The following is a 19,436-nucleotide window of genomic DNA, read 5'->3' as shown; positions in this document are numbered from 1 at the left end:
AAACGAATGAAAAAAGAACAAATTCCCAATCTCTTAACAATAGGTCGAATTCTCTTTATACCTATTTTTATCTTTATTTTAACGATAGGAAATTCGATAGAGAGTCATATAGTAGCAGCTATTATCTTTGCTATTGCCAGTATTACTGATTATTTAGATGGATATTTAGCTCGTAAATGGAATGTGGTCAGTAATTTTGGTAAATTTGCAGATCCCATGGCGGATAAGTTACTAGTTATGTCGGCTTTTATTATGTTGATTGAGTTAGGAATGGCTCCGGCTTGGATTGTTGCAGTGATTATCTGTCGTGAGTTGGCTGTGACAGGTTTAAGGCTTTTATTGGTTGAAACTGGTGGGACGGTTTTAGCAGCAGCAATGCCTGGAAAAATTAAAACTTTCAGTCAGATGTTTGCCATTATTTTCTTGCTATTACACTGGACTTTGATTGGCCAAGTTCTACTTTATGTAGCCTTGTTTTTCACTATCTACTCTGGCTATGATTATTTCAAGGGTAGTGCCTATGTATTTAAAGGGACATTTGGTTCGAAATGAAATCAATAATTGATGTAAAAAATCTTTCTTTTCGTTATAAGGAAAATCAGGAATACTACGATGTGAAGGATATTACGTTTCACGTGAAACGTGGAGAATGGCTTTCGATTGTAGGGCATAATGGTAGTGGTAAATCAACGACGGTTCGATTAATTGATGGTTTACTGGAAGCAGAATCTGGAGAGATTGTAATTGATGGCCAACGTTTGACTGAGGAAAATGTTTGGAATATACGTCGTCAAATCGGTATGGTTTTTCAAAATCCAGATAATCAATTTGTTGGAGCGACTGTTGAAGATGATGTTGCCTTTGGTTTGGAAAATCAGGGGCTTTCTCGACAAGAAATGAAAAAAAGAGTAGAAGAAGCTTTGGATTTGGTTGGCATGTTGGACTTTAAAAAGAGAGAGCCAGCTCGTCTGTCAGGTGGTCAAAAGCAACGTGTGGCCATTGCAGGTGTTGTAGCCCTAAGACCAGCTATTTTAATACTAGATGAAGCAACGAGCATGTTGGATCCTGAGGGACGTAGAGAACTGATTGAGACAGTAAAAGGAATTCGGAAAGACTATGATATGACGGTCATTTCCATTACACATGATTTGGAAGAAGTTGCCATGAGTGATCGTGTGTTGGTCATGAAAAAAGGGGAAATTGAATCAACCAGCAGTCCAAGAGAACTTTTCTCTCGTAATGATTTAGATCAAATTGGATTAGACGATCCTTTTTCCAATCAATTAAAACATTCTTTGAGCCAGAATGGCTATGATTTGCCTGAAAATTATTTGACAGAAAGTGAGCTAGAGGATAAACTATGGGAATTGCTCTAGAAAATGTGAGTTTTACGTATCAAGAAGGAACTCCCTTAGCTTCAACAGCTTTGTCGGATGTTTCCTTGACGATTGAAGATGGTTCTTATACGGCTTTAATTGGGCACACAGGTAGCGGCAAATCAACTATTTTACAACTATTAGATGGTTTATTGGTGCCAAGCCAAGGAAGTGTACGAGTTTTTGATACCTTAATCACCTCGACTTCTAAAAACAAAGATATTCGTCAAATTAGAAAACAGGTTGGCTTGGTATTTCAGTTTGCTGAAAATCAGATCTTTGAAGAAACGGTTTTGAAAGATGTTGCTTTTGGACCGCAAAATTTTGGAGTTTCTGAAGAAGATGCGGAGCAGATTGCGCGTGAGAAACTGGCTCTGGTTGGAATTGATGAATCACTTTTTGATCGCAGTCCGTTTGAGCTATCAGGTGGACAAATGAGACGTGTGGCCATTGCAGGCATACTTGCCATGGAACCAGCCATATTAGTCTTAGATGAGCCCACAGCAGGCCTAGATCCCCTGGGAAGAAAAGAGCTGATGAATTTATTCAAAAAACTCCACCAGTCAGGGATGACCATTGTTTTGGTAACGCATTTGATGGATGATGTTGCTGAATATGCAAATCAAGTCTATGTGATGGAAAAGGGACGTTTAGTTAAGGGTGGTAAACCAAGTGATGTCTTTCAAGATGTTGTCTTTATGGAAGAAGTGCAGTTGGGAGTACCTAAAATTACATCCTTTTGTAAACGATTGGCTGATAGAGGCGTGTCATTTAAACGATTACCGATTAAGATAGAGGAGTTCAAGGAGTCGCTAAATGGATAGTATGATTTTGGGGCGTTATATCCCAGGGGATTCGATAGTTCACCGATTGGATCCACGCAGCAAATTACTGGCTATGATGCTACTGATTTTGATCGTTTTTTGGGCTAATAATCCCTTGACGAATCTAATTCTTTTTATAGCGACAGGGATATTTATTGCTTTGTCAGGAGTATCTCTTTCATTTTTTATTCAGGGCTTGAAGTCTATGTTTTTCTTGATTGCCTTCACAACTATTTTTCAACTGTTTTTCATTTCTAATGGGAATGTTTTATTTGAGTTTTCGTTTGTGAGAATTACGGATTATGCTTTGCAACAAGCTGGAATTATCTTTTGTCGCTTTGTATTGATTATTTTCTTTTCAACTTTGTTAACCTTAACGACCATGCCCTTAAGTTTGGCATCAGCTGTCGAAGCTCTATTAGCACCTTTAAAGAGTATGAAAGTTCCAGTTCATGAAATTGGATTGATGCTGTCTATGAGTTTGCGTTTTGTCCCAACCTTGATGGATGATACGACGCGGATTATGAATGCACAGAAAGCGCGTGGAGTGGATTTTGGAGAAGGAAGTATTGTTCAAAAGGTGAAGGCTATGATTCCCATTTTGATTCCTCTTTTTGCGACAAGTTTAAAACGTGCGGATTCCTTGGCTATCGCAATGGAAGCGCGTGGTTATCAGGGTGGAAAAGGCAGAAGTCAATACAGACAACTGAAATGGACTCGAAAGGATACGCTGACCATTCTTGTTATTATCATACTTGGTTGTTGCTTATTTTTCTTAAAATCTTAGTAGCTTTCAGGAATTGATAAAAAGTTACTGTAACAGTTTTTGATATAAAGGTAGGGATATGAACCGTTTTAAAAAATCAAAATATGTCATTATTGTTTTTGTCACTGTTCTGCTTGTGTCAGCTCTCTTAGCGACGACTTATTCAAGTATAATTGTGACAAGATTAGGAGATGGAATCTCAGTGGTTGATAGGGTTGTGCAAAAACCTTTTCAGTGGTTTGATTCTGTCAAATCAGATTTGGCTCATTTGACACGCACTTATAATGAAAATGAAAGTTTGAAGAAACAGATTTACCAATTAGAAGTTAAATCAAATGAGGCGGAAAGTTTAAAGACGGAGAATGAACAACTGCGCCAATTGCTTGATATGAAGTCCAAATTGCAAGCTACAAAGACTTTGGCAGCAGATGTTATTATGCGTTCTCCGGTATCTTGGAAGCAGGAGTTGACCTTAGATGCAGGAAAATCAAAAGGGGCTTCTGAGAATATGTTAGCAATTGCAAATGGTGGCTTGATTGGGAGTGTCTCAAAAGTAGAGGATAACTCTACCATGGTCAACCTTCTGACAAATACGGAAAATGCTGATAAGATTTCTGTTAAAATTCAACATGGTTCTACTGTAATTTATGGGATTATTGTTGGCTATGACAAGGAAAATGAAGTTCTAAAAATTAGTCAATTAAATAGTAGTAGCGATATTAGTGCGGGAGATAAGGTGACCACTGGTGGATTAGGAAACTTTAACGTTGCTGATATTCCTGTTGGTGAAGTGGTTGCCACAACGCACAGTACGGACTACTTGACACGAGAAGTAACTGTTAAATTAAGTGCAGATACTCATAATGTGAGTGTGATAGAATTAGTGGGGAATTCATAATGAGACAGTTGAAGCGAGTTGGAGTATTTTTATTGCTTCCTTTCTTTGTTCTAATTGATGCCCATATTAGCCAGCTTTTGGGCTCATTTTTTCCCCATGTACAGTTAGCCAGTCATTTTCTATTTTTGATTCTCTTATTTGAGACGATTGAAGTATCAGAGTATTTCTATTTAGCTTATTGTTTTGTAGTGGGTTTGGTTTATGACATTTACTTTTTCCACTTGATCGGGATTGCGACTTTGTTGTTCGTCTTGTTGGGAGTATTTCTCCATAAATTTAATAGTGTTATTTTATTGAATCGTTTGACGAGAATGTTGGCAATTATTGTCATGACTTTTCTATTTGAGATGGGAGCTTATATACTTGCATTAGTGGTAGGTTTAACTGTGGATAGTATGTCTTTATTTATAGTCTATAGTTTAGTACCATCAATGATTTTGAACCTTATATGGATGATTATCTTTCAGTTTATTTTTGAAAAATTTTACCTATAAGAAAGAAATAAAAATGTAACAAAGGCGTAATATTCATTAGGCCTTTTTTTGGTATACTAGTAATGTCTTTAAAAGAAGGAGTATCTACGAAATATGAAGAAAAAAATCTTAGCGTCACTTTTATTAAGTACAGTAATGGTTTCTCAAGTAGCTGTTTTAACAACTGCGCATGCAGAAACTACTGATGACAAAATTGCTGCTCAAGATAATAAAATTAGTAACTTAACAGCACAACAACAAGAAGCACAAAAACAAGTTGATCAAGTTCAGGAGCAAGTATCTGCTATTCAAACAGAGCAATCAAACTTGCAATCTGAAAATGATAGACTACAAGCAGAATCTAAAAAGCTTGAGGGTGAAATTACAGAACTTTCTAAGAATATTGTATCTCGCAATGATTCATTACAAAAACAAGCTCGTAGTGCTCAAACAAATGGAGCTGCAACAAATTACATCAATACAATTGTAAACTCAAAATCAATTACAGAAGCTATTTCACGTGTTGCTGCAATGAGTGAAATCGTATCTGCAAACAACAAAATGTTGGAACAACAAAAAGCAGATAAAAAAGCTATTTCTGAAAAACAAGTAGCAAACAATGATGCAATTAATACAGTTATTGCAAATCAGCAAAAACTAGCTGATGATGCTCAATCATTAACTACAAAACAAGCTGAGTTAAAAGCTGCAGAATTGAATCTTGCTGCTGAAAAGGCTACTGCAGAGGATGAAAAAGCAAGTTTACTTGAGAAAAAAGCTGTAGCAGAAGCAGAAGCTAAAGCAGCTGCAGAAGCAGAAGCAGCTTATAAAGCTAAACAAGCAAGTCAACAACAAACAGTAGTTGCTTCTGGAAATACAACTTTTACAGCACAGGTTCAAGCAGTATCTACTACTTCTTCATCAAGTTCATCTGAGTCAAGTTCGTCTGAATCATCTTCAAGCAGTGCTTCAACAGAATCAACAAGCTACACTCCTGCACCAGTAAAACATCGTCCAACATACAGTACAAATGCTTCAAGCTATCCAACTGGTGAGTGTACATGGGGAGCTAAAACATTAGCACCTTGGGCTGGAGATTACTGGGGTAATGGAGCACAGTGGGCTACAAGTGCAGCTGCTGCAGGATTCCGCACAGGATCTACACCTCAAGTTGGTGCCATTGCATGTTGGAATGATGGTGGATATGGACACGTAGCCGTGGTTACAGCTGTTTCATCATCAACAAGTATCCAAGTATCTGAATCAAACTATGGTGGAAACCGTACAATCGGAAATAAACGTGGATGGTTCAATCCTACTACGACTTCAGAAGGTTTTGTAACATATATCTATCCAAACTAATGAATAAAACGAAGAGGCTCGATTTGAGTCTCTTTTATGATTTATATAGTTACCTTACTTTAAAAATCTGTTAAAATCACTTGAAAATATTGAAAAAGTATGGTAAAATGAAACTTGTCGTGTGAACGATAATACTCATTCTTGATGAATTGTGAAACAGTTGCCTTTGGGTCGTTTTGCGAGTTGAAGTCAAGAAGAGGAAAAAAACAAAAAGGAGAAATACTCATGGCAGTAATTTCAATGAAACAACTTCTTGAGGCTGGTGTACACTTTGGTCACCAAACTCGTCGCTGGAACCCTAAGATGGCTAAGTACATCTTCACTGAGCGTAACGGAATCCACGTTATCGACTTGCAACAAACTGTAAAATACGCTGACCAAGCTTACGATTTCATGCGTGATGCAGCAGCTAACGATGCAGTTGTATTGTTCGTTGGTACTAAGAAACAGGCAGCTGATGCAGTTGCTGAAGAAGCAGTACGTTCAGGTCAATACTTCATCAACCACCGTTGGTTGGGTGGAACTCTTACAAACTGGGGAACAATCCAAAAACGTATTGCTCGTTTGAAAGAAATCAAACGTATGGAAGAAGATGGGACTTTCGAAGTTCTTCCTAAGAAAGAAGTTGCACTTCTTAACAAACAACGTGCACGTCTTGAAAAATTCTTGGGTGGTATCGAAGATATGCCTCGTATTCCAGATGTGATGTACGTAGTTGACCCACATAAAGAGCAAATCGCTGTTAAAGAAGCTAAAAAATTGGGAATCCCAGTTGTAGCGATGGTCGACACAAATACAGATCCAGATGATATCGATGTAATCATCCCTGCTAACGATGACGCTATCCGCGCTGTTAAATTGATCACAGCTAAATTGGCTGACGCTATCATCGAAGGACGTCAAGGTGAAGATGCAGCAGCAGTTGAAGCAGAATTTGCAGCTTCAGAAGCTCAAGCAGATTCAATCGAAGAAATCGTTGAAGTTGTAGAAGGCGACAACGCTTAATTTATATAAATAGTAATTACCTAGGAGGGCGGGGCTTAGCCCGGCTCTCCTATTTTTAAAAATATAGGAGAATCAAAATGGCAGAAATTACAGCTAAACTTGTAAAAGAGTTGCGTGAAAAATCTGGTGCCGGAGTTATGGACGCTAAAAAAGCGCTTGTAGAAACAGACGGTGACATCGAAAAAGCGATTGAATTGCTTCGTGAAAAAGGTATGGCTAAGGCAGCTAAGAAAGCTGACCGTGTTGCTGCAGAAGGTTTGACTGGTGTTTATGTTAACGGTAATGTTGCAGCAGTTATTGAAGTAAACGCTGAAACTGACTTCGTTGCGAAAAATGCTCAATTCGTTGAATTGGTAAATACTACAGCTAAAGTTATTGCTGAAGGAAAACCTGCTAACAATGAAGAAGCTCTTGCTTTGACAATGCCTTCAGGTGAAACTCTTGAATCTGCATACGTATCTGCAACAGCAACTATCGGAGAAAAAATCTCATTCCGTCGCTTTGCATTGATTGAAAAAACAGACGCACAACACTTTGGAGCATACCAACATAACGGTGGACGTATCGGTGTTATTTCAGTTGTTGAAGGTGGAGACGAAGCACTTGCTAAACAATTGTCAATGCACATCGCAGCGATGAAACCAACAGTTCTTTCTTACAAAGAATTGGATGAGCAATTCGTTAAAGATGAGTTGGCACAATTGAACCACGTTATCGACCAAGATAACGAAAGCCGTGCAATGGTTAACAAACCAGCTCTTCCACACTTGAAGTATGGATCAAAATCTCAATTGACTGATGAAGTGATTGCTCAAGCTGAAGCTGACATCAAAGCTGAGTTGGCTGCAGAAGGTAAACCAGAAAAAATCTGGGACAAAATCATCCCAGGTAAAATGGATCGCTTCATGCTTGACAACACTAAAGTTGACCAAGCTTACACACTTCTTGCACAAGTATACATCATGGATGACAGCAAGACAGTTGAAGCATACCTTGAATCAGTTAACGCTTCAGTAGTTGAGTTCGCTCGCTTTGAAGTTGGTGAAGGTATCGAGAAAGCTGCAAACGACTTTGAAGCTGAAGTTGCAGCTACAATGGCAGCAGCCTTGAATAACTAATAATAAAAAGGAAGCCAAATTGCTTCCTTTTTTCTATGCAGTCGATTTTTATAGGGAGATGTTCCTATTTTTAAGGTATAAATAAAAAGCCCTATAATAAGGGCTAAGTGTATTTAGGAGACTACACTTCAAATTCATAGAGTGCTGTAGAGAGATAACGTTCACCGTTATCTGGTGCTAGAGCAAGAACTTTTTTACCTGTACCTAATTTCTTGGCAACCTCGATGGCTCCGTAGATAGCTGCAGCTGAAGAAATACCAACAAGGAATCCTTCTTTTCCACCAATCTCACGGCCGAGTGCTAGTGCATCGTCTGATGTTACACGAACAATACCATCATAGGCATTTGTATCAAGTGTATCAGGAATAAATCCAGCTGAGATACCTTGAATTTTGTGTGGTCCAGGTTTTTCACCAGATAGAATAGCAGATTCGTCTGCCTCTACTGCAAAAACTTGAATGTTAGAATTTGCTGATTTGAGTGCATGAGAAACACCAGAAATCGTTCCACCGGTACCCACTCCAGCAACAAAGGCATCTAGTCCATCTTTACCGAAAGCAGCTAGTATTTCAGCTCCTGTTGTTCTTTCGTGTACTTCTGGATTAGCTGGATTGTCAAATTGAAGAGGAAGGAAACCATCACGTTCAGCAGCGATTTCTTGAGCTTTAGCAATAGCGCCTTTCATTCCCTCACTACCAGGAGTTAGGACGAGTTCAGCACCATAAGCTTGGATAATCTTACGTCGTTCTACACTCATAGTTTCAGGCATAACGATGACGACTTTATACCCTTTAGCAGCACCTACCCATGAAAGTCCAATACCAGTGTTTCCACTTGTTGCTTCAACAATTGTAGAACCTGGTTTCAGAATACCGTCTTGTTCAGCTTTTTCAATCATGCTAAGAGCAATACGATCTTTTACAGAAGAACCAGGGTTGAATGCTTCAAGCTTTACATAGACGTCCGCAGCCCCTTCTGGCACGATGTTGTTGAGTTTAACAATCGGAGTTTGACCGATTAATTCAGTAATGTTGTTATAAATAGACATATGAATACCTCTTTGTATAAGATATTTCTAGTATAACGCTATCTATACCATTTGTAAAATATAGAAATCCTATCGAAGTGATAGGATTTTTTTATATCACAGGTCTAAGCCGTTAATTTTCAAGCGATTGTGATAAGCTAATTCTAATAAATAGGTGTAAAGTGGAATGATATCCGTTTTCTTAGGGAATTCAAATTTATGAGCATTAAAATGCTCATTGTGTGCTTTTAGAAAGACATTTTCTAAATAAGTAATAGTAATTTCACTATCATCTATACCTGCTCCTGCAGTTTCCATTTCAACGTTAACAATGTTCATCAAAAAGATTGATTTAATAGACATCTTACGACCAGTAGCGCCTTGTTTATCTGTAAAGATAATACGGATATTTGTAAATATAATTGAATCACGAATCAGTTTATATCCACTTTGAATTTCTTCATTTTCTAGTAGATATTGTCCATATTCTTTGATAAGAGTTTCTTTGTTTTGCTCGCTAAAGTTACCAGCGAGTCCTTGAATGAATTTACCAAATGCCATATTTTTCTCCTTTATTTACACTAAGTTTACAGGAACTTCAACTTCTCGTAAACCTTGATCAGTTAAAGTGACTTTTCCATTAAAAAACTCTACAAGCGCAGCTTTAATAGTTTCTTTTTCTTCTTTGTCAACATAAATCATCGTATCGACTTGATCTGTAAAGTTTGTATCCAGTTCCATGAGATTATGTTCCTTAAGGAAGTTACTGTACTCTTGATACTGAGCGTAAGACATTTGAATCGCAATGCCAGCTTGTTCCTTTATTTCAATGATGCCAATTTCTTTGACAGCTAAGGCAACACTGCCAGCGTAAGCACGAATCAATCCTCCAGCGCCTAGTTTAATGCCACCAAAGTAGCGTGTCACTACCACACAGACATTAGTAAGATTGTGATTTTCTAGTACCCCAAGCATGGGAACGCCAGCAGTCCCACTGGGCTCACCATCATCACTTGTACGTTTGATTTCACTACGCTCCCCAATAATAAAAGCAGAGCAGTTATGCGTAGCTTTGTAGTGTTCTTTTTTGATGGCAGTAATGAAGTCACGAGCCTCTTCTTCGCTATAAACACGCTTGGCATGACAGATAAAGCGGGATTTTTTGATTTCTTCTTGGACTTGTCCGTCCTCTTTAATTGTTCTAAATTCCATGATTTAATTGTACTAAAAAATCATCTAAAGCGCTAGGTTTTTACGAATAAAGAAGTATGAAAGTAAATCCAAATTATCTCGGTCGTTTGTTTACGGAGAATGAATTAACAAAAGAGGAACGTCAGTTGGCGGAGAAACTTCCAGCAATGAGAAAGGAGAAAGGGAAACTTTTCTGTCAACGTTGTGATAGTGCTATTTTAGATGAATGGTATTTGCCCATCGGTGCTTATTATTGTAGGGAGTGTTTACTGATGAAGCGAGTCAGGAGTGATCAAGCTTTATACTATTTTCCGCAGGAGGATTTTGCGAAGCAAGATATTCTCAAATGGCGCGGTCAATTAACTCCTTTTCAAGATAAGGTATCACAGGGACTGCTTCAAGCGGTAGACAAGCAAGAGCCAAGCTTGGTTCACGCTGTAACAGGAGCTGGAAAGACAGAAATGATTTATCAAGTAGTAGCTAAAGTGATCAATGCGGGTGGTGCAGTGTGTTTGGCCAGTCCTCGCATAGACGTTTGTTTGGAGCTGTATAAGCGCCTGCAAAAGGATTTTGCTTGTGAGATAGCCCTCCTACATGGAGAATCAGAGCCGTATTTTCGAACACCACTAGTTGTTGCGACGACCCATCAGTTATTGAAGTTTTATCAAGCTTTTGATTTACTGATAGTGGATGAAGTAGATGCCTTTCCTTATGTTGACAATCCTATGCTTTACCATGCTGTCAAGAATAGTGTAAAGGAGAATGGCTTGAGAATCTTTTTAACAGCAACTTCTACCGATGAGTTAGATAGGAAGGTTCGCATCGGAGAATTAAAACGATTGAGTTTGCCAAGACGATTTCATGGAAATCCTTTGATTATTCCTAAACCTGTCTGGTTATCCGATTTTAATCACTGTTTAGAGAAAAGTCGGTTGTCACCAAAGCTAAAGTCTTATATTGAGAAGCAGAGAAAGACAGGTTATCCGTTACTCATTTTTGCTTCAGAGATTAAGAAAGGGGAACAGTTAAAAGAAATCATACAGGAGCAATTTCCAAATGAGAAAATTGGCTTTGTATCTTCTATCACAGAAAATCGATTAGAGCAGGTACAAGCTTTTCGAGATAGAGAACTGACAATACTTATCAGTACGACGATATTGGAGCGTGGAGTTACCTTCCCTTGTGTTGACGTTTTCGTAGTAGAGGCCAATCATCGTCTGTTTACCAAGTCTAGTTTAATACAGATTGGAGGACGTGTCGGTCGGAGTATGGACAGACCGACAGGAGATTTGCTTTTCTTCCATGACGGGTTAAATGCTTCAATCAAAAAGGCAATTAAGGAAATTCAGCAGATGAATAAGGAGGCGGGGCTATGAAGTGCTTATTATGTGGGCAGACTATGAAGGCTGTTTTAACTTTTAGTAGTCTCTTACTTCTGAAGAATGATGACTCTTGTCTTTGTTCAGACTGTGACTCTACTTTTGAGAGGATTGGAGAAGAAAACTGCCCAAACTGTATGAAAACAGGTTTGTCAACAAAGTGTCAAGATTGTCAATTTTGGTGTAAAGAAGAAGTTGAAGTCAGTCATAGAGCGATTTTTACTTACAATCAAGCTATGAAGGATTTTTTCAGTCGGTATAAGTTTGATGGAGACTTCCTTTTAAGAAAAGTTTTTGCTTCAGTTTTAAGTGAGGAGTTAAAAAAGTACAAAGAGTATCAATTTGTTGTAATTCCCCTAAGTCCTGAAAGATTGCTCGAGAGGGGATTTAACCAGGTTGAAGGTTTAGTTGAAGCAGCAGAGTTCTCTTTGCAAGACTTACTAGAGAAGAGAGAAGAGCGGGCCAGTTCTTCCAAAAATCGTTCAGAACGCTTGGGGACAGAACTTCCTTTCTTTATTAAAAGGGGAGTCACTATTCCTAAAAAAATCCTACTTATAGATGACATTTATACTACTGGAACAACTATAAATCGTGTGAAGAAGCTGTTGGAAGAAGCTGGTGCTGAGGATGTAAAAACATTTTCCCTTGTAAGATGAGGAAAAAATTTGCAAAAATAAAATGAAAGCGTTATAATGAAATCAGAAAAACAAAAATGTTTAGAAAGAAGGTACTCATATGATTAAATATAGTATCCGTGGTGAAAACCTAGAAGTAACAGAAGCAATTCGTGATTATGTAGTTTCTAAACTCGAAAAGATCGAAAAGTATTTTCAAGCTGAACAAGAGTTGGATGCTCGAGTAAACTTGAAGGTGTATCGTGAAAAAACGGCTAAAGTGGAGGTGACGATTCCGCTTGGTTCAATTACTCTTCGTGCAGAAGATGTGTCTCAAGATATGTATGGTTCAATTGACCTTGTAACCGATAAAATTGAACGTCAGATTCGTAAAAATAAAACAAAAATCGAGCGTAAAAATAAAAACAAGGTAGCAACTAGTCAATTATTTACAGATGCTTTGGTGGAAGATACAAATGTTGTCCAATCTAGAGTTGTTCGTTCAAAACAAATTGATTTAAAACCAATGGATTTGGAAGAAGCTATTCTACAGATGGATTTGTTGGGACATGATTTCTTTATCTATGTGGATGTTGAAGATCAGACAACCAATGTGATTTATCGTCGTGAAGATGGCGAGATTGGCTTGTTAGAAGTTAAAGAATCTTAATTTCAATATGTGTAAAGGAAGGTTTACTAAATTGTAAACCTCCTTTTTCTTATAATTGATAGAATTACTGATTACACTTTTAAAAAGTCGCTTTTTGGTGGTTATTATGGTATAATGGGTGCCAAGAGGTTTGGAATGAAAAAATTTTATGTAAGTCCTATTTTCCCCTTAATATTAGGAATAGTGGCGTTCGGAGTGCTATCTGTGCAACTTGTTTTTGTAACGAATACACTGGTAACGCTATTTCTTTTGCTACTTATTTTGGGTTCATATATTTTACTATTCATCCATCAGAGAGACTACTACTCAAGGAGTGAAGTAGAACAAATCCAGTATGTAAACCACCAAGCTGAAGAAAGTTTGACAACCTTGTTAGAACAGATGCCTGTCGGAGTTATTAAATTAGACTTGTCGTCAGGTGAAGTTGAATGGTTTAATCCTTATGCTGAATTGATTTTGACTAATGAAGTGGGCGAAATTGATGTGGCATTAATTCAAACAATTATCAAGGCTTCTGTGGGGAATCCAGGTTCTTATGCCACCTTGGGTGAGACCCGCTATTCGGTTCATATGGACAAGGTGTCTGGAGTTCTTTACTTCTTTGATGTGTCTGGAGAATATGAAGCGACCGTTGAGTTAGTAACGAGTCGACCTGTGATTGGGATTGTTTCCGTTGACAACTATGATGACTTAGAAGATGAAACATCAGAGTCTGATATCAGTCATATCAATAGCTTTGTAGCTAATTTTGTTTCAGAATTTGCTGGGAAACATGCCATGTTCTCCCGTCGAGTGAGTATGGACCGTTTTTATCTATTTACGGACTACACGGTACTTGAGGGACTAATGAATGATAAATTTTCTGTTATTGATGCTTTCAGAGAAGAGGCTAAACAGAGACAGTTGCCCTTGACCTTAAGTATGGGATTTTCTTATGGTGATGGAAATCATGATGAGATAGGGAAAGTTGCATTGCTCAACTTAAACTTGGCTGAAGTGCGTGGTGGCGACCAGGTGGTTGTCAAGGAGAATGACGAAACGAAAAATCCCGTTTATTTTGGTGGTGGGTCTGCTGCGTCAATCAAGCGTACAAGGACCCGTACGCGCGCTATGATGACAGCTATTTCAGATAAGATTCGTAGTGTGGATCAGGTTTTTGTAGTTGGTCACAAAAATCTAGATATGGATGCTTTGGGCTCTGCTGTAGGTATGCAGTTGTTTGCCAGCAATGTGACTGAAAATAGCTATGCTATTTATGATGAAGAACAAATGTCACCGGATATTGAACGAGCTATTGCATTCTTAAAAAAAGAAGGAGTTGCGAAGTTGTTGTCTGTTAAGGATGCAATGGGGGTGGTGACCAATCGTTCTTTGTTGATTCTTGTAGACCATTCAAAGACAGCCTTAACATTATCAAAAGATTTTTATGATTTGTTTACCCAAACCATTGTTATTGATCACCACAGACGGGATCAGGATTTTCCAGATAATGCAGTTATCACTTATATCGAAAGTGGTGCAAGTAGTGCCAGTGAGTTGGTAACAGAATTGATTCAGTTCCAAAATTCTAAGAAGAATCGTCTGACTCGTATGCAAGCAAGTGTCTTGATGGCTGGTATGATGCTGGATACTAAAAACTTCACTTCGCGAGTGACCAGTCGAACATTTGATGTTGCTAGCTATCTCAGAACGCGCGGAAGTGATAGTATTGCTATTCAGGAAATGGCTGCGACAGATTTTGAAGAATATCGTGAGGTAAATGAACTTATTTTACAGGGGCGTAAATTAGGTTCAGATGTACTAATAGCAGAGGCTAAGGACTTGAAATGCTATGACACAGTTGTTATTAGTAAGGCAGCAGATGCCATGTTAGCTATGTCAGGTATTGAAGCGAGTTTTGTTCTTGCGAAGAATACACAAGGATTTATCTCTATCTCAGCTCGAAGTCGTAGTAAATTGAATGTACAACGGATCATGGAAGAGCTGGGAGGTGGAGGCCACTTTAATTTGGCAGCAGCTCAAATTAAGGATTTAACCTTGTCAGAAGCAGGTGAAAAACTGACAGAAATTGTATTAAATGAAATAAAGGAAAAGGAGAAAGAAGAATGAAAGTAATCTTTTTAGCAGATGTCAAAGGAAAAGGTAAAAAAGGCGAAATTAAGGAAGTACCAACAGGGTATGCGCAAAACTTTCTTATCAAAAAGAACCTAGCTAAAGAAGCAACTGCTCAAGCGGTGGGTGAACTTCGTGGTAAACAAAAATCGGAAGAAAAAGCTCACGCTGAGATGATTGCAGAAGCAAAAGCCATTAAAGCCCAACTTGAAGCTGAAGAAACGGTTGTAGAATTTATTGAAAAGGTTGGTCCAGATGGCCGTACTTTTGGTTCTATTACTAATAAGAAAATTGCAGAAGAATTGCAAAAGCAATTTGGAATTAAGATTGATAAACGTCATATTCAAGTACAAGCTCCGATTCGAGCAGTTGGATTGATTGATGTACCAGTGAAAATCTATCAAGATATCACAAGTGTAATCAATCTTCGTGTGAAAGAAGGGTAAATTTACACCTTCTTTCACACGAAGATTGTAAAAGGAAGGGAAGTCTGATGGCAGAAGTAGAAGAGTTACGAGTACAACCTCAAGATATCTTAGCTGAGCAATCCGTTTTAGGGGCTATCTTTATTGACGAGAGTAAGCTTGTTTTTGTTCGAGAATATATTGAGTCTCGGGACTTTTTTAAGTATGCCCATCGATTGATTTTCCAAGCCATGGTTGATTTATCCGACCGTGGCGATGCTATAGATGCAACAACGGTTCGTACCATTCTTGACAATCAAGGTGATTTGCAGAATATTGGTGGCCTGTCTTACTTGGTTGAGATTGTCAATTCTGTGCCAACTTCTGCTAACGCGGAGTATTATGCTAAAATTGTTGCAGAAAAGGCTATGTTACGGCGATTAATCGCCAAGTTGACAGAGTCTGTCAATCAAGCTTACGAGGCTTCGCAACCAGCTGATGAAATCATTGCTCAGGCAGAAAAAGGACTGATTGATGTCAGTGAAAATGCTAATCGAAGTGGATTTAAGAACATTCGAGATGTATTGAATGTTAACTTTGGAAATCTGGAAGCTCGCTCTCAACAAACGACTGATATTACAGGTATTGCTACGGGCTATCGTGATTTGGATCATATGACGACTGGACTTCATGAGGAGGAGTTGATTATCCTAGCAGCCCGTCCGGCGGTTGGTAAGACAGCCTTTGCCTTGAATATCGCTCAGAATATTGGAACTAAGTTGGACAAAACAGTTGCTATCTTTTCGCTCGAAATGGGTGCGGAAAGTCTGGTGGACCGTATGTTGGCTGCAGAAGGTTTAGTAGAGTCTCACTCTATCCGTACGGGTCAATTGACCGATGAGGAGTGGCAAAAATATACCATTGCTCAAGGGAACCTAGCCAACGCGAGTATCTATATCGATGATACGCCAGGGATTCGGATCACGGAAATTCGTTCACGCTCACGTAAACTGGCTCAAGAAACGGGCAATCTTGGTTTGATCTTGATAGACTATTTGCAGCTTATCACGGGAACTGGTCGAGAAAATCGTCAACAAGAGGTTTCAGAAATTTCTCGTCAGTTAAAAATCCTGGCCAAGGAACTGAAAGTTCCAGTAATCGCTCTAAGCCAGCTATCTCGTGGTGTAGAACAACGTCAGGATAAGCGACCAGTCTTGTCTGATATTCGGGAATCTGGGTCTATTGAGCAGGATGCGGATATCGTTGCCTTTCTTTATCGCGAAGATTACTATGAGCGTGGTGGTGAAGAAGAGGAAGGTATACCAAATAATAAGGTAGAAGTTATTATCGAGAAAAACCGTAGTGGAGCTCGTGGAACGGTGGAATTGATTTTCCAAAAAGAATACAATAAATTTTCAAGTATCTCAAAGAGGGAGGCATAAGATGTCAGATGCATTTACAGATGTAGCCAAGATGAAAAAAATCAAAGAAGAAATCAAGGCACATGAGGGACAAGTCGTAGAAATGACTTTGGAGAATGGTCGTAAGCGCCAAAAAAATAGATTGGGTAAGTTAATTGAGGTTTATCCATCCCTATTTATCGTTGAATTTGGGAACGTTGAAGGAGATAAACAAGCTAATGTTTACGTTGAATCCTTTACTTATTCAGATATTCTTACCGAAAAGAATTTGATTCATTATCTTGACTAAAGTGAGAAATTTTCTCACTTTTTCTTTTTTCTCCGAATAGTTTAAGTGAAGGTAATCTTCGACTTATATTATTTTTCAAGGAGGAAGAATGAAAATTTCACCATTTACAGTAACAGAGACAAGATTTTCTTTTAGAAAATCAGTTAAAAAAGTTGTTCCTTTTTTAGTAGTAGGATTGATGTTAGCAGCGGGTAATAGTGTATCTGCCTATTCGGGGGGAAATGGCTCGATTGCACGTGGGGATGATTATCCTGTTTATTATAAAAATGGGAGCCAGGAGATTGATAAATGGCGGATGTATTCTCGTCAGTGTACTTCTTTTGCAGCCTTTCGTTTGAGTAATGTCAATGGTTTTGAGATTCCGGGAGCCTATGGAAATGCGAATGAATGGGGCTATCGTGCTCGTCGCGAAGGGTATCGTGTAGATAATAGGCCAGCGATTGGCTCGATTGCTTGGTCTACTGCAGGAACTTATGGTCATGTTGCTTGGGTGTCAAATGTAATTGGAGATGAGATTGAGATTGAAGAATACAACTATGGAATAAGGGAATCTTACAATAAGCGCGTCGTGAAGGCCAATACCATGACTGGCTTTATTCATTTTAAAGATTTAGCTGGTGGCAGTGTTGGGAATAGTCAATCCTCAGCTTCAACAGGAGGAACACATTTTTTCAAGTCTAAGGCTGCTATCAAAAATCAGCCTCTAGCTAGCGCAACTGCGATTGATTACTATTATCCTGGTGAGAATGTTCATTATGATCAAATTCTCGAAAAAGATGGATACAAGTGGTTGAGTTATACGGCTTATAATGGAAGTCGTCGCTATATCCAGCTAGAGGGAGTGACTTCTTCACAGAATTCTCAGAATCAATCAGGAAATAGCTCTAGCTATGGATCCAATAGTAGTTCAACTGTTGGTTGGAAGAAAATAAATGGTAGTTGGTATCATTTCAAATCAAATGGCTCTAAATCAACAGGCTGGTTGAAGGATGGTTCTAGCTGGTATTATTTGAAATCATCTGGTGAAATGCAGACAGGATGGTTAAAGGAAAATGGGGTTTGGTATTATCTGGATAGTTCAGGGGCAATGAAAACAGGCTGGTACCAAGTCTCTGGTAAGTGGTATTATTCTTACTCTTCAGGTGCCTTAGCTGTCAATACGACGGTGGATGGCTATAGAGTAAATAGTGATGGAGAACGAGTATAGAAAATGGGAGTAGGAAATTTTTCCTGCTCTTTTCTGTAAGCAGTTTCCTTGACATTTTTTTTATTTTGCGCTATCATATGTCCATATAATATATGGGAGTCTGTGTACAGTCTGAGAGGAAGTGTTAAACTTCGACCGCACCTGATCTGGGTAATGCCAGCGTAGGGAACGATACTTAGTCTATTCTGCACCTTTTCCATATATGGTAAAGGTTTTTCTTTTTGTCAAAGGAAAATGAGAAGAGGAGGTTTTTATGAAAGCAAGCATTGCCTTGCAAGTTTTACCCCTAGCACAGGGGATTGATCGGATTGCTGTTATCGATCAAGTCATTGCTTATCTGCAAGCTCAAGAAGTGACCATGGTGGTGACACCATTTGAAACGGTCTTGGAAGGGGAGTTTGATGAGCTCATGCGCATTCTTAAAGAAGCGCTGGAAGTGGCCGGGCAGGAGACAGACAATGTCTTTGCCAATGTCAAAATAAATGTAGGAGATATTTTAAGTATTGATGAGAAACTTGAAAAGTATACTGAGACGACACATTAGTCTATTGGGCTTTCTAGGAGTCTTGTCAATCTGGCAGTTAGCAGGTTTTCTTAAACTTCTCCCCAAGTTTATCCTGCCGACACCTCTTGAAATTCTCCAGTCCTTTGTTCGTGATAGAGAATTTCTCTGGCACCATAGCTGGGCGACCTTGAGAGTGGCTTTGCTAGGTCTAATTTTGGGAGTCTTGATTGCCTGTCTCATGGCTGTGCTTATGGACAGTTTGACTTGGCTCAATGACCTGATTTATCCTATGATGGTGGTTGTTCAGACCATTCCGACCATTGCCATAGCCCCTATTCTGGTCTTGTGGCTCGGTTATGGGATTTTGCCCAAGATTGTCTTGATTATCTTGACGACAACTTTTCCTATTATCGTCAGCATTTTGGACGGTTTTAGGCATTGTGACAAGGATATGCTGACCTTGTTTAATCTGATGCGGGCCAAGCCTTGGCAAATTCTGTGGCATTTTAAAATCCCAGTCAGCCTGCCTTACTTTTATGCAGGTCTGAGGGTCAGTGTCTCCTACGCCTTTATCACAACAGTAGTATCTGAGTGGTTGGGAGGCTTTGAAGGACTAGGTGTTTACATGATTCAGTCCAAGAAACTGTTTCAGTATGATACCATGTTTGCTATTATTATTCTGGTATCGATTATCAGCCTTCTCGGTATGAAGTTGGTCGATATTAGTGAAAAATATGTTATTAAATGGAAACGTTCGTAGAAGTAGAATGTTTCAAAAAAGAAAAGAGGAAATCA

General features: G+C 38.7%; 22 protein-coding genes and 1 riboswitch. Of the genes, 19 read left to right on the top strand and 3 right to left on the bottom strand.

From position 1 onward, the window contains the following. Positions 1-6 precede the first annotated feature (6 nt). The 9 genes from pgsA (at position 7) to tsf (ending at position 7,822) form a co-directional block, all read left to right on the top strand. Positions 7-552 carry a CDP-diacylglycerol--glycerol-3-phosphate 3-phosphatidyltransferase gene (pgsA, locus tag M1F55_RS07165; protein ID WP_173303084.1) on the top strand — a complete coding sequence of 182 codons (546 nt, stop codon included), beginning with the start codon at positions 7-9 and terminating at the stop codon, positions 550-552. After that, positions 549-1,376 carry an energy-coupling factor ABC transporter ATP-binding protein gene (locus M1F55_RS07160; protein WP_247947581.1) on the top strand — a complete coding sequence of 276 codons (828 nt, stop codon included), beginning with the start codon at positions 549-551 and terminating at the stop codon, positions 1,374-1,376. Before pgsA ends, M1F55_RS07160 begins: the two co-directional genes overlap by 4 nt. Next, entirely contained in the window at positions 1,361-2,200 is an 840-nt protein-coding gene (locus M1F55_RS07155) for an energy-coupling factor transporter ATPase (RefSeq protein WP_049499102.1), read from the top strand. Before M1F55_RS07160 ends, M1F55_RS07155 begins: the two co-directional genes overlap by 16 nt. Then, complete coding sequence (locus M1F55_RS07150; RefSeq protein WP_000377896.1) at positions 2,193-2,987, top strand: energy-coupling factor transporter transmembrane component T family protein; 795 nt, start codon at positions 2,193-2,195, stop codon at positions 2,985-2,987. The genes M1F55_RS07155 and M1F55_RS07150 overlap by 8 nt, the downstream gene beginning before the upstream one ends. A gap of 58 nt (positions 2,988-3,045) precedes the next feature. Beyond that, positions 3,046-3,864, top strand: coding sequence for a rod shape-determining protein MreC (gene mreC / locus M1F55_RS07145; protein ID WP_247947580.1), 819 nt, complete (start codon positions 3,046-3,048; stop codon positions 3,862-3,864). Next, on the top strand, positions 3,864-4,358 hold the full coding sequence (gene mreD / locus M1F55_RS07140) for a rod shape-determining protein MreD (protein ID WP_247947579.1): 495 nt from the start codon (positions 3,864-3,866) through the stop codon (positions 4,356-4,358). The genes mreC and mreD overlap by 1 nt, the downstream gene beginning before the upstream one ends. A 93-nt stretch (positions 4,359-4,451) precedes the next feature. Next, positions 4,452-5,699 carry a peptidoglycan hydrolase PcsB gene (gene pcsB / locus M1F55_RS07135; protein WP_247947578.1) on the top strand — a complete coding sequence of 416 codons (1,248 nt, stop codon included), beginning with the start codon at positions 4,452-4,454 and terminating at the stop codon, positions 5,697-5,699. A gap of 225 nt (positions 5,700-5,924) precedes the next feature. Beyond that, entirely contained in the window at positions 5,925-6,704 is a 780-nt protein-coding gene (rpsB, locus tag M1F55_RS07130) for a 30S ribosomal protein S2 (protein ID WP_000268459.1), read from the top strand. 77 nt (positions 6,705-6,781) lie between these two features. After that, positions 6,782-7,822 (top strand): translation elongation factor Ts, encoded by a 1,041-nt coding sequence (gene tsf, locus M1F55_RS07125; protein WP_049499106.1) that lies wholly within the window; start codon positions 6,782-6,784, stop codon positions 7,820-7,822. A gap of 121 nt (positions 7,823-7,943) precedes the next feature. Here tsf and cysK read toward each other — a convergent pair whose 3' ends face one another. The 3 genes from cysK to M1F55_RS07110 form a co-directional block, all read right to left on the bottom strand. Continuing rightward, on the bottom strand, positions 7,944-8,870 hold the full coding sequence (gene cysK / locus M1F55_RS07120; protein ID WP_000029880.1) for a cysteine synthase A: 927 nt from the start codon (positions 8,868-8,870) through the stop codon (positions 7,944-7,946). Between the two features lie 96 nt (positions 8,871-8,966). Beyond that, on the bottom strand, positions 8,967-9,410 hold the full coding sequence (locus tag M1F55_RS07115) for a PH domain-containing protein (protein WP_000863906.1): 444 nt from the start codon (positions 9,408-9,410) through the stop codon (positions 8,967-8,969). A gap of 15 nt (positions 9,411-9,425) precedes the next feature. Further along, a complete protein-coding gene (locus tag M1F55_RS07110) occupies positions 9,426-10,061 on the bottom strand; it encodes a YigZ family protein (RefSeq protein ID WP_000395743.1) in 636 nt (211 codons plus the stop codon). A gap of 56 nt (positions 10,062-10,117) precedes the next feature. Between M1F55_RS07110 and M1F55_RS07105 the strand changes: the two genes are divergently transcribed. The 10 genes from M1F55_RS07105 to M1F55_RS07060 all read left to right on the top strand — a co-directional run bounded on the left by M1F55_RS07105 (position 10,118) and on the right by M1F55_RS07060 (position 19,401). After that, entirely contained in the window at positions 10,118-11,416 is a 1,299-nt protein-coding gene (locus tag M1F55_RS07105) for an ATP-dependent helicase ComFA (RefSeq protein WP_247947577.1), read from the top strand. Beyond that, positions 11,413-12,075 carry a ComF family protein gene (locus M1F55_RS07100; RefSeq protein ID WP_004255321.1) on the top strand — a complete coding sequence of 221 codons (663 nt, stop codon included), beginning with the start codon at positions 11,413-11,415 and terminating at the stop codon, positions 12,073-12,075. The genes M1F55_RS07105 and M1F55_RS07100 overlap by 4 nt, the downstream gene beginning before the upstream one ends. A 79-nt stretch (positions 12,076-12,154) precedes the next feature. After that, on the top strand, positions 12,155-12,703 hold the full coding sequence (gene hpf / locus M1F55_RS07095) for a ribosome hibernation-promoting factor, HPF/YfiA family (protein WP_004255322.1): 549 nt from the start codon (positions 12,155-12,157) through the stop codon (positions 12,701-12,703). A gap of 135 nt (positions 12,704-12,838) precedes the next feature. Beyond that, a complete protein-coding gene (locus tag M1F55_RS07090) occupies positions 12,839-14,812 on the top strand; it encodes a DHH family phosphoesterase (RefSeq protein ID WP_247947576.1) in 1,974 nt (657 codons plus the stop codon). Continuing rightward, a complete protein-coding gene (gene rplI, locus M1F55_RS07085; protein WP_247947575.1) occupies positions 14,809-15,261 on the top strand; it encodes a 50S ribosomal protein L9 in 453 nt (150 codons plus the stop codon). The genes M1F55_RS07090 and rplI overlap by 4 nt, the downstream gene beginning before the upstream one ends. 47 nt (positions 15,262-15,308) lie before the next feature. Then, positions 15,309-16,661 (top strand): replicative DNA helicase, encoded by a 1,353-nt coding sequence (gene dnaB, locus M1F55_RS07080; protein ID WP_247947574.1) that lies wholly within the window; start codon positions 15,309-15,311, stop codon positions 16,659-16,661. Between the two features lies 1 nt (position 16,662). After that, positions 16,663-16,929 (top strand): Veg family protein, encoded by a 267-nt coding sequence (locus M1F55_RS07075; RefSeq protein WP_001278169.1) that lies wholly within the window; start codon positions 16,663-16,665, stop codon positions 16,927-16,929. 88 nt (positions 16,930-17,017) lie between these two features. Continuing rightward, positions 17,018-18,136 (top strand): N-acetylmuramoyl-L-alanine amidase family protein, encoded by a 1,119-nt coding sequence (cbpD, locus tag M1F55_RS07070; RefSeq protein ID WP_247947573.1) that lies wholly within the window; start codon positions 17,018-17,020, stop codon positions 18,134-18,136. A gap of 82 nt (positions 18,137-18,218) precedes the next feature. After that, positions 18,219-18,321, top strand: a riboswitch (TPP riboswitch). Between the two features lie 68 nt (positions 18,322-18,389). Next, entirely contained in the window at positions 18,390-18,680 is a 291-nt protein-coding gene (locus M1F55_RS07065; protein WP_247947572.1) for a thiamine-binding protein, read from the top strand. Continuing rightward, positions 18,643-19,401, top strand: coding sequence for an ABC transporter permease (locus tag M1F55_RS07060; protein WP_247947571.1), 759 nt, complete (start codon positions 18,643-18,645; stop codon positions 19,399-19,401). Before M1F55_RS07065 ends, M1F55_RS07060 begins: the two co-directional genes overlap by 38 nt. Positions 19,402-19,436 lie beyond the last annotated feature (35 nt).

The sequence above is a fragment of the Streptococcus mitis genome (assembly GCF_023109235.1).
Classification (GTDB): Bacteria; Bacillota; Bacilli; order Lactobacillales; family Streptococcaceae; genus Streptococcus; species Streptococcus mitis_DA.
Note: the sequence above shows the minus strand (reverse complement) of the source record. Positions and strands in the feature narration are given on the sequence as shown.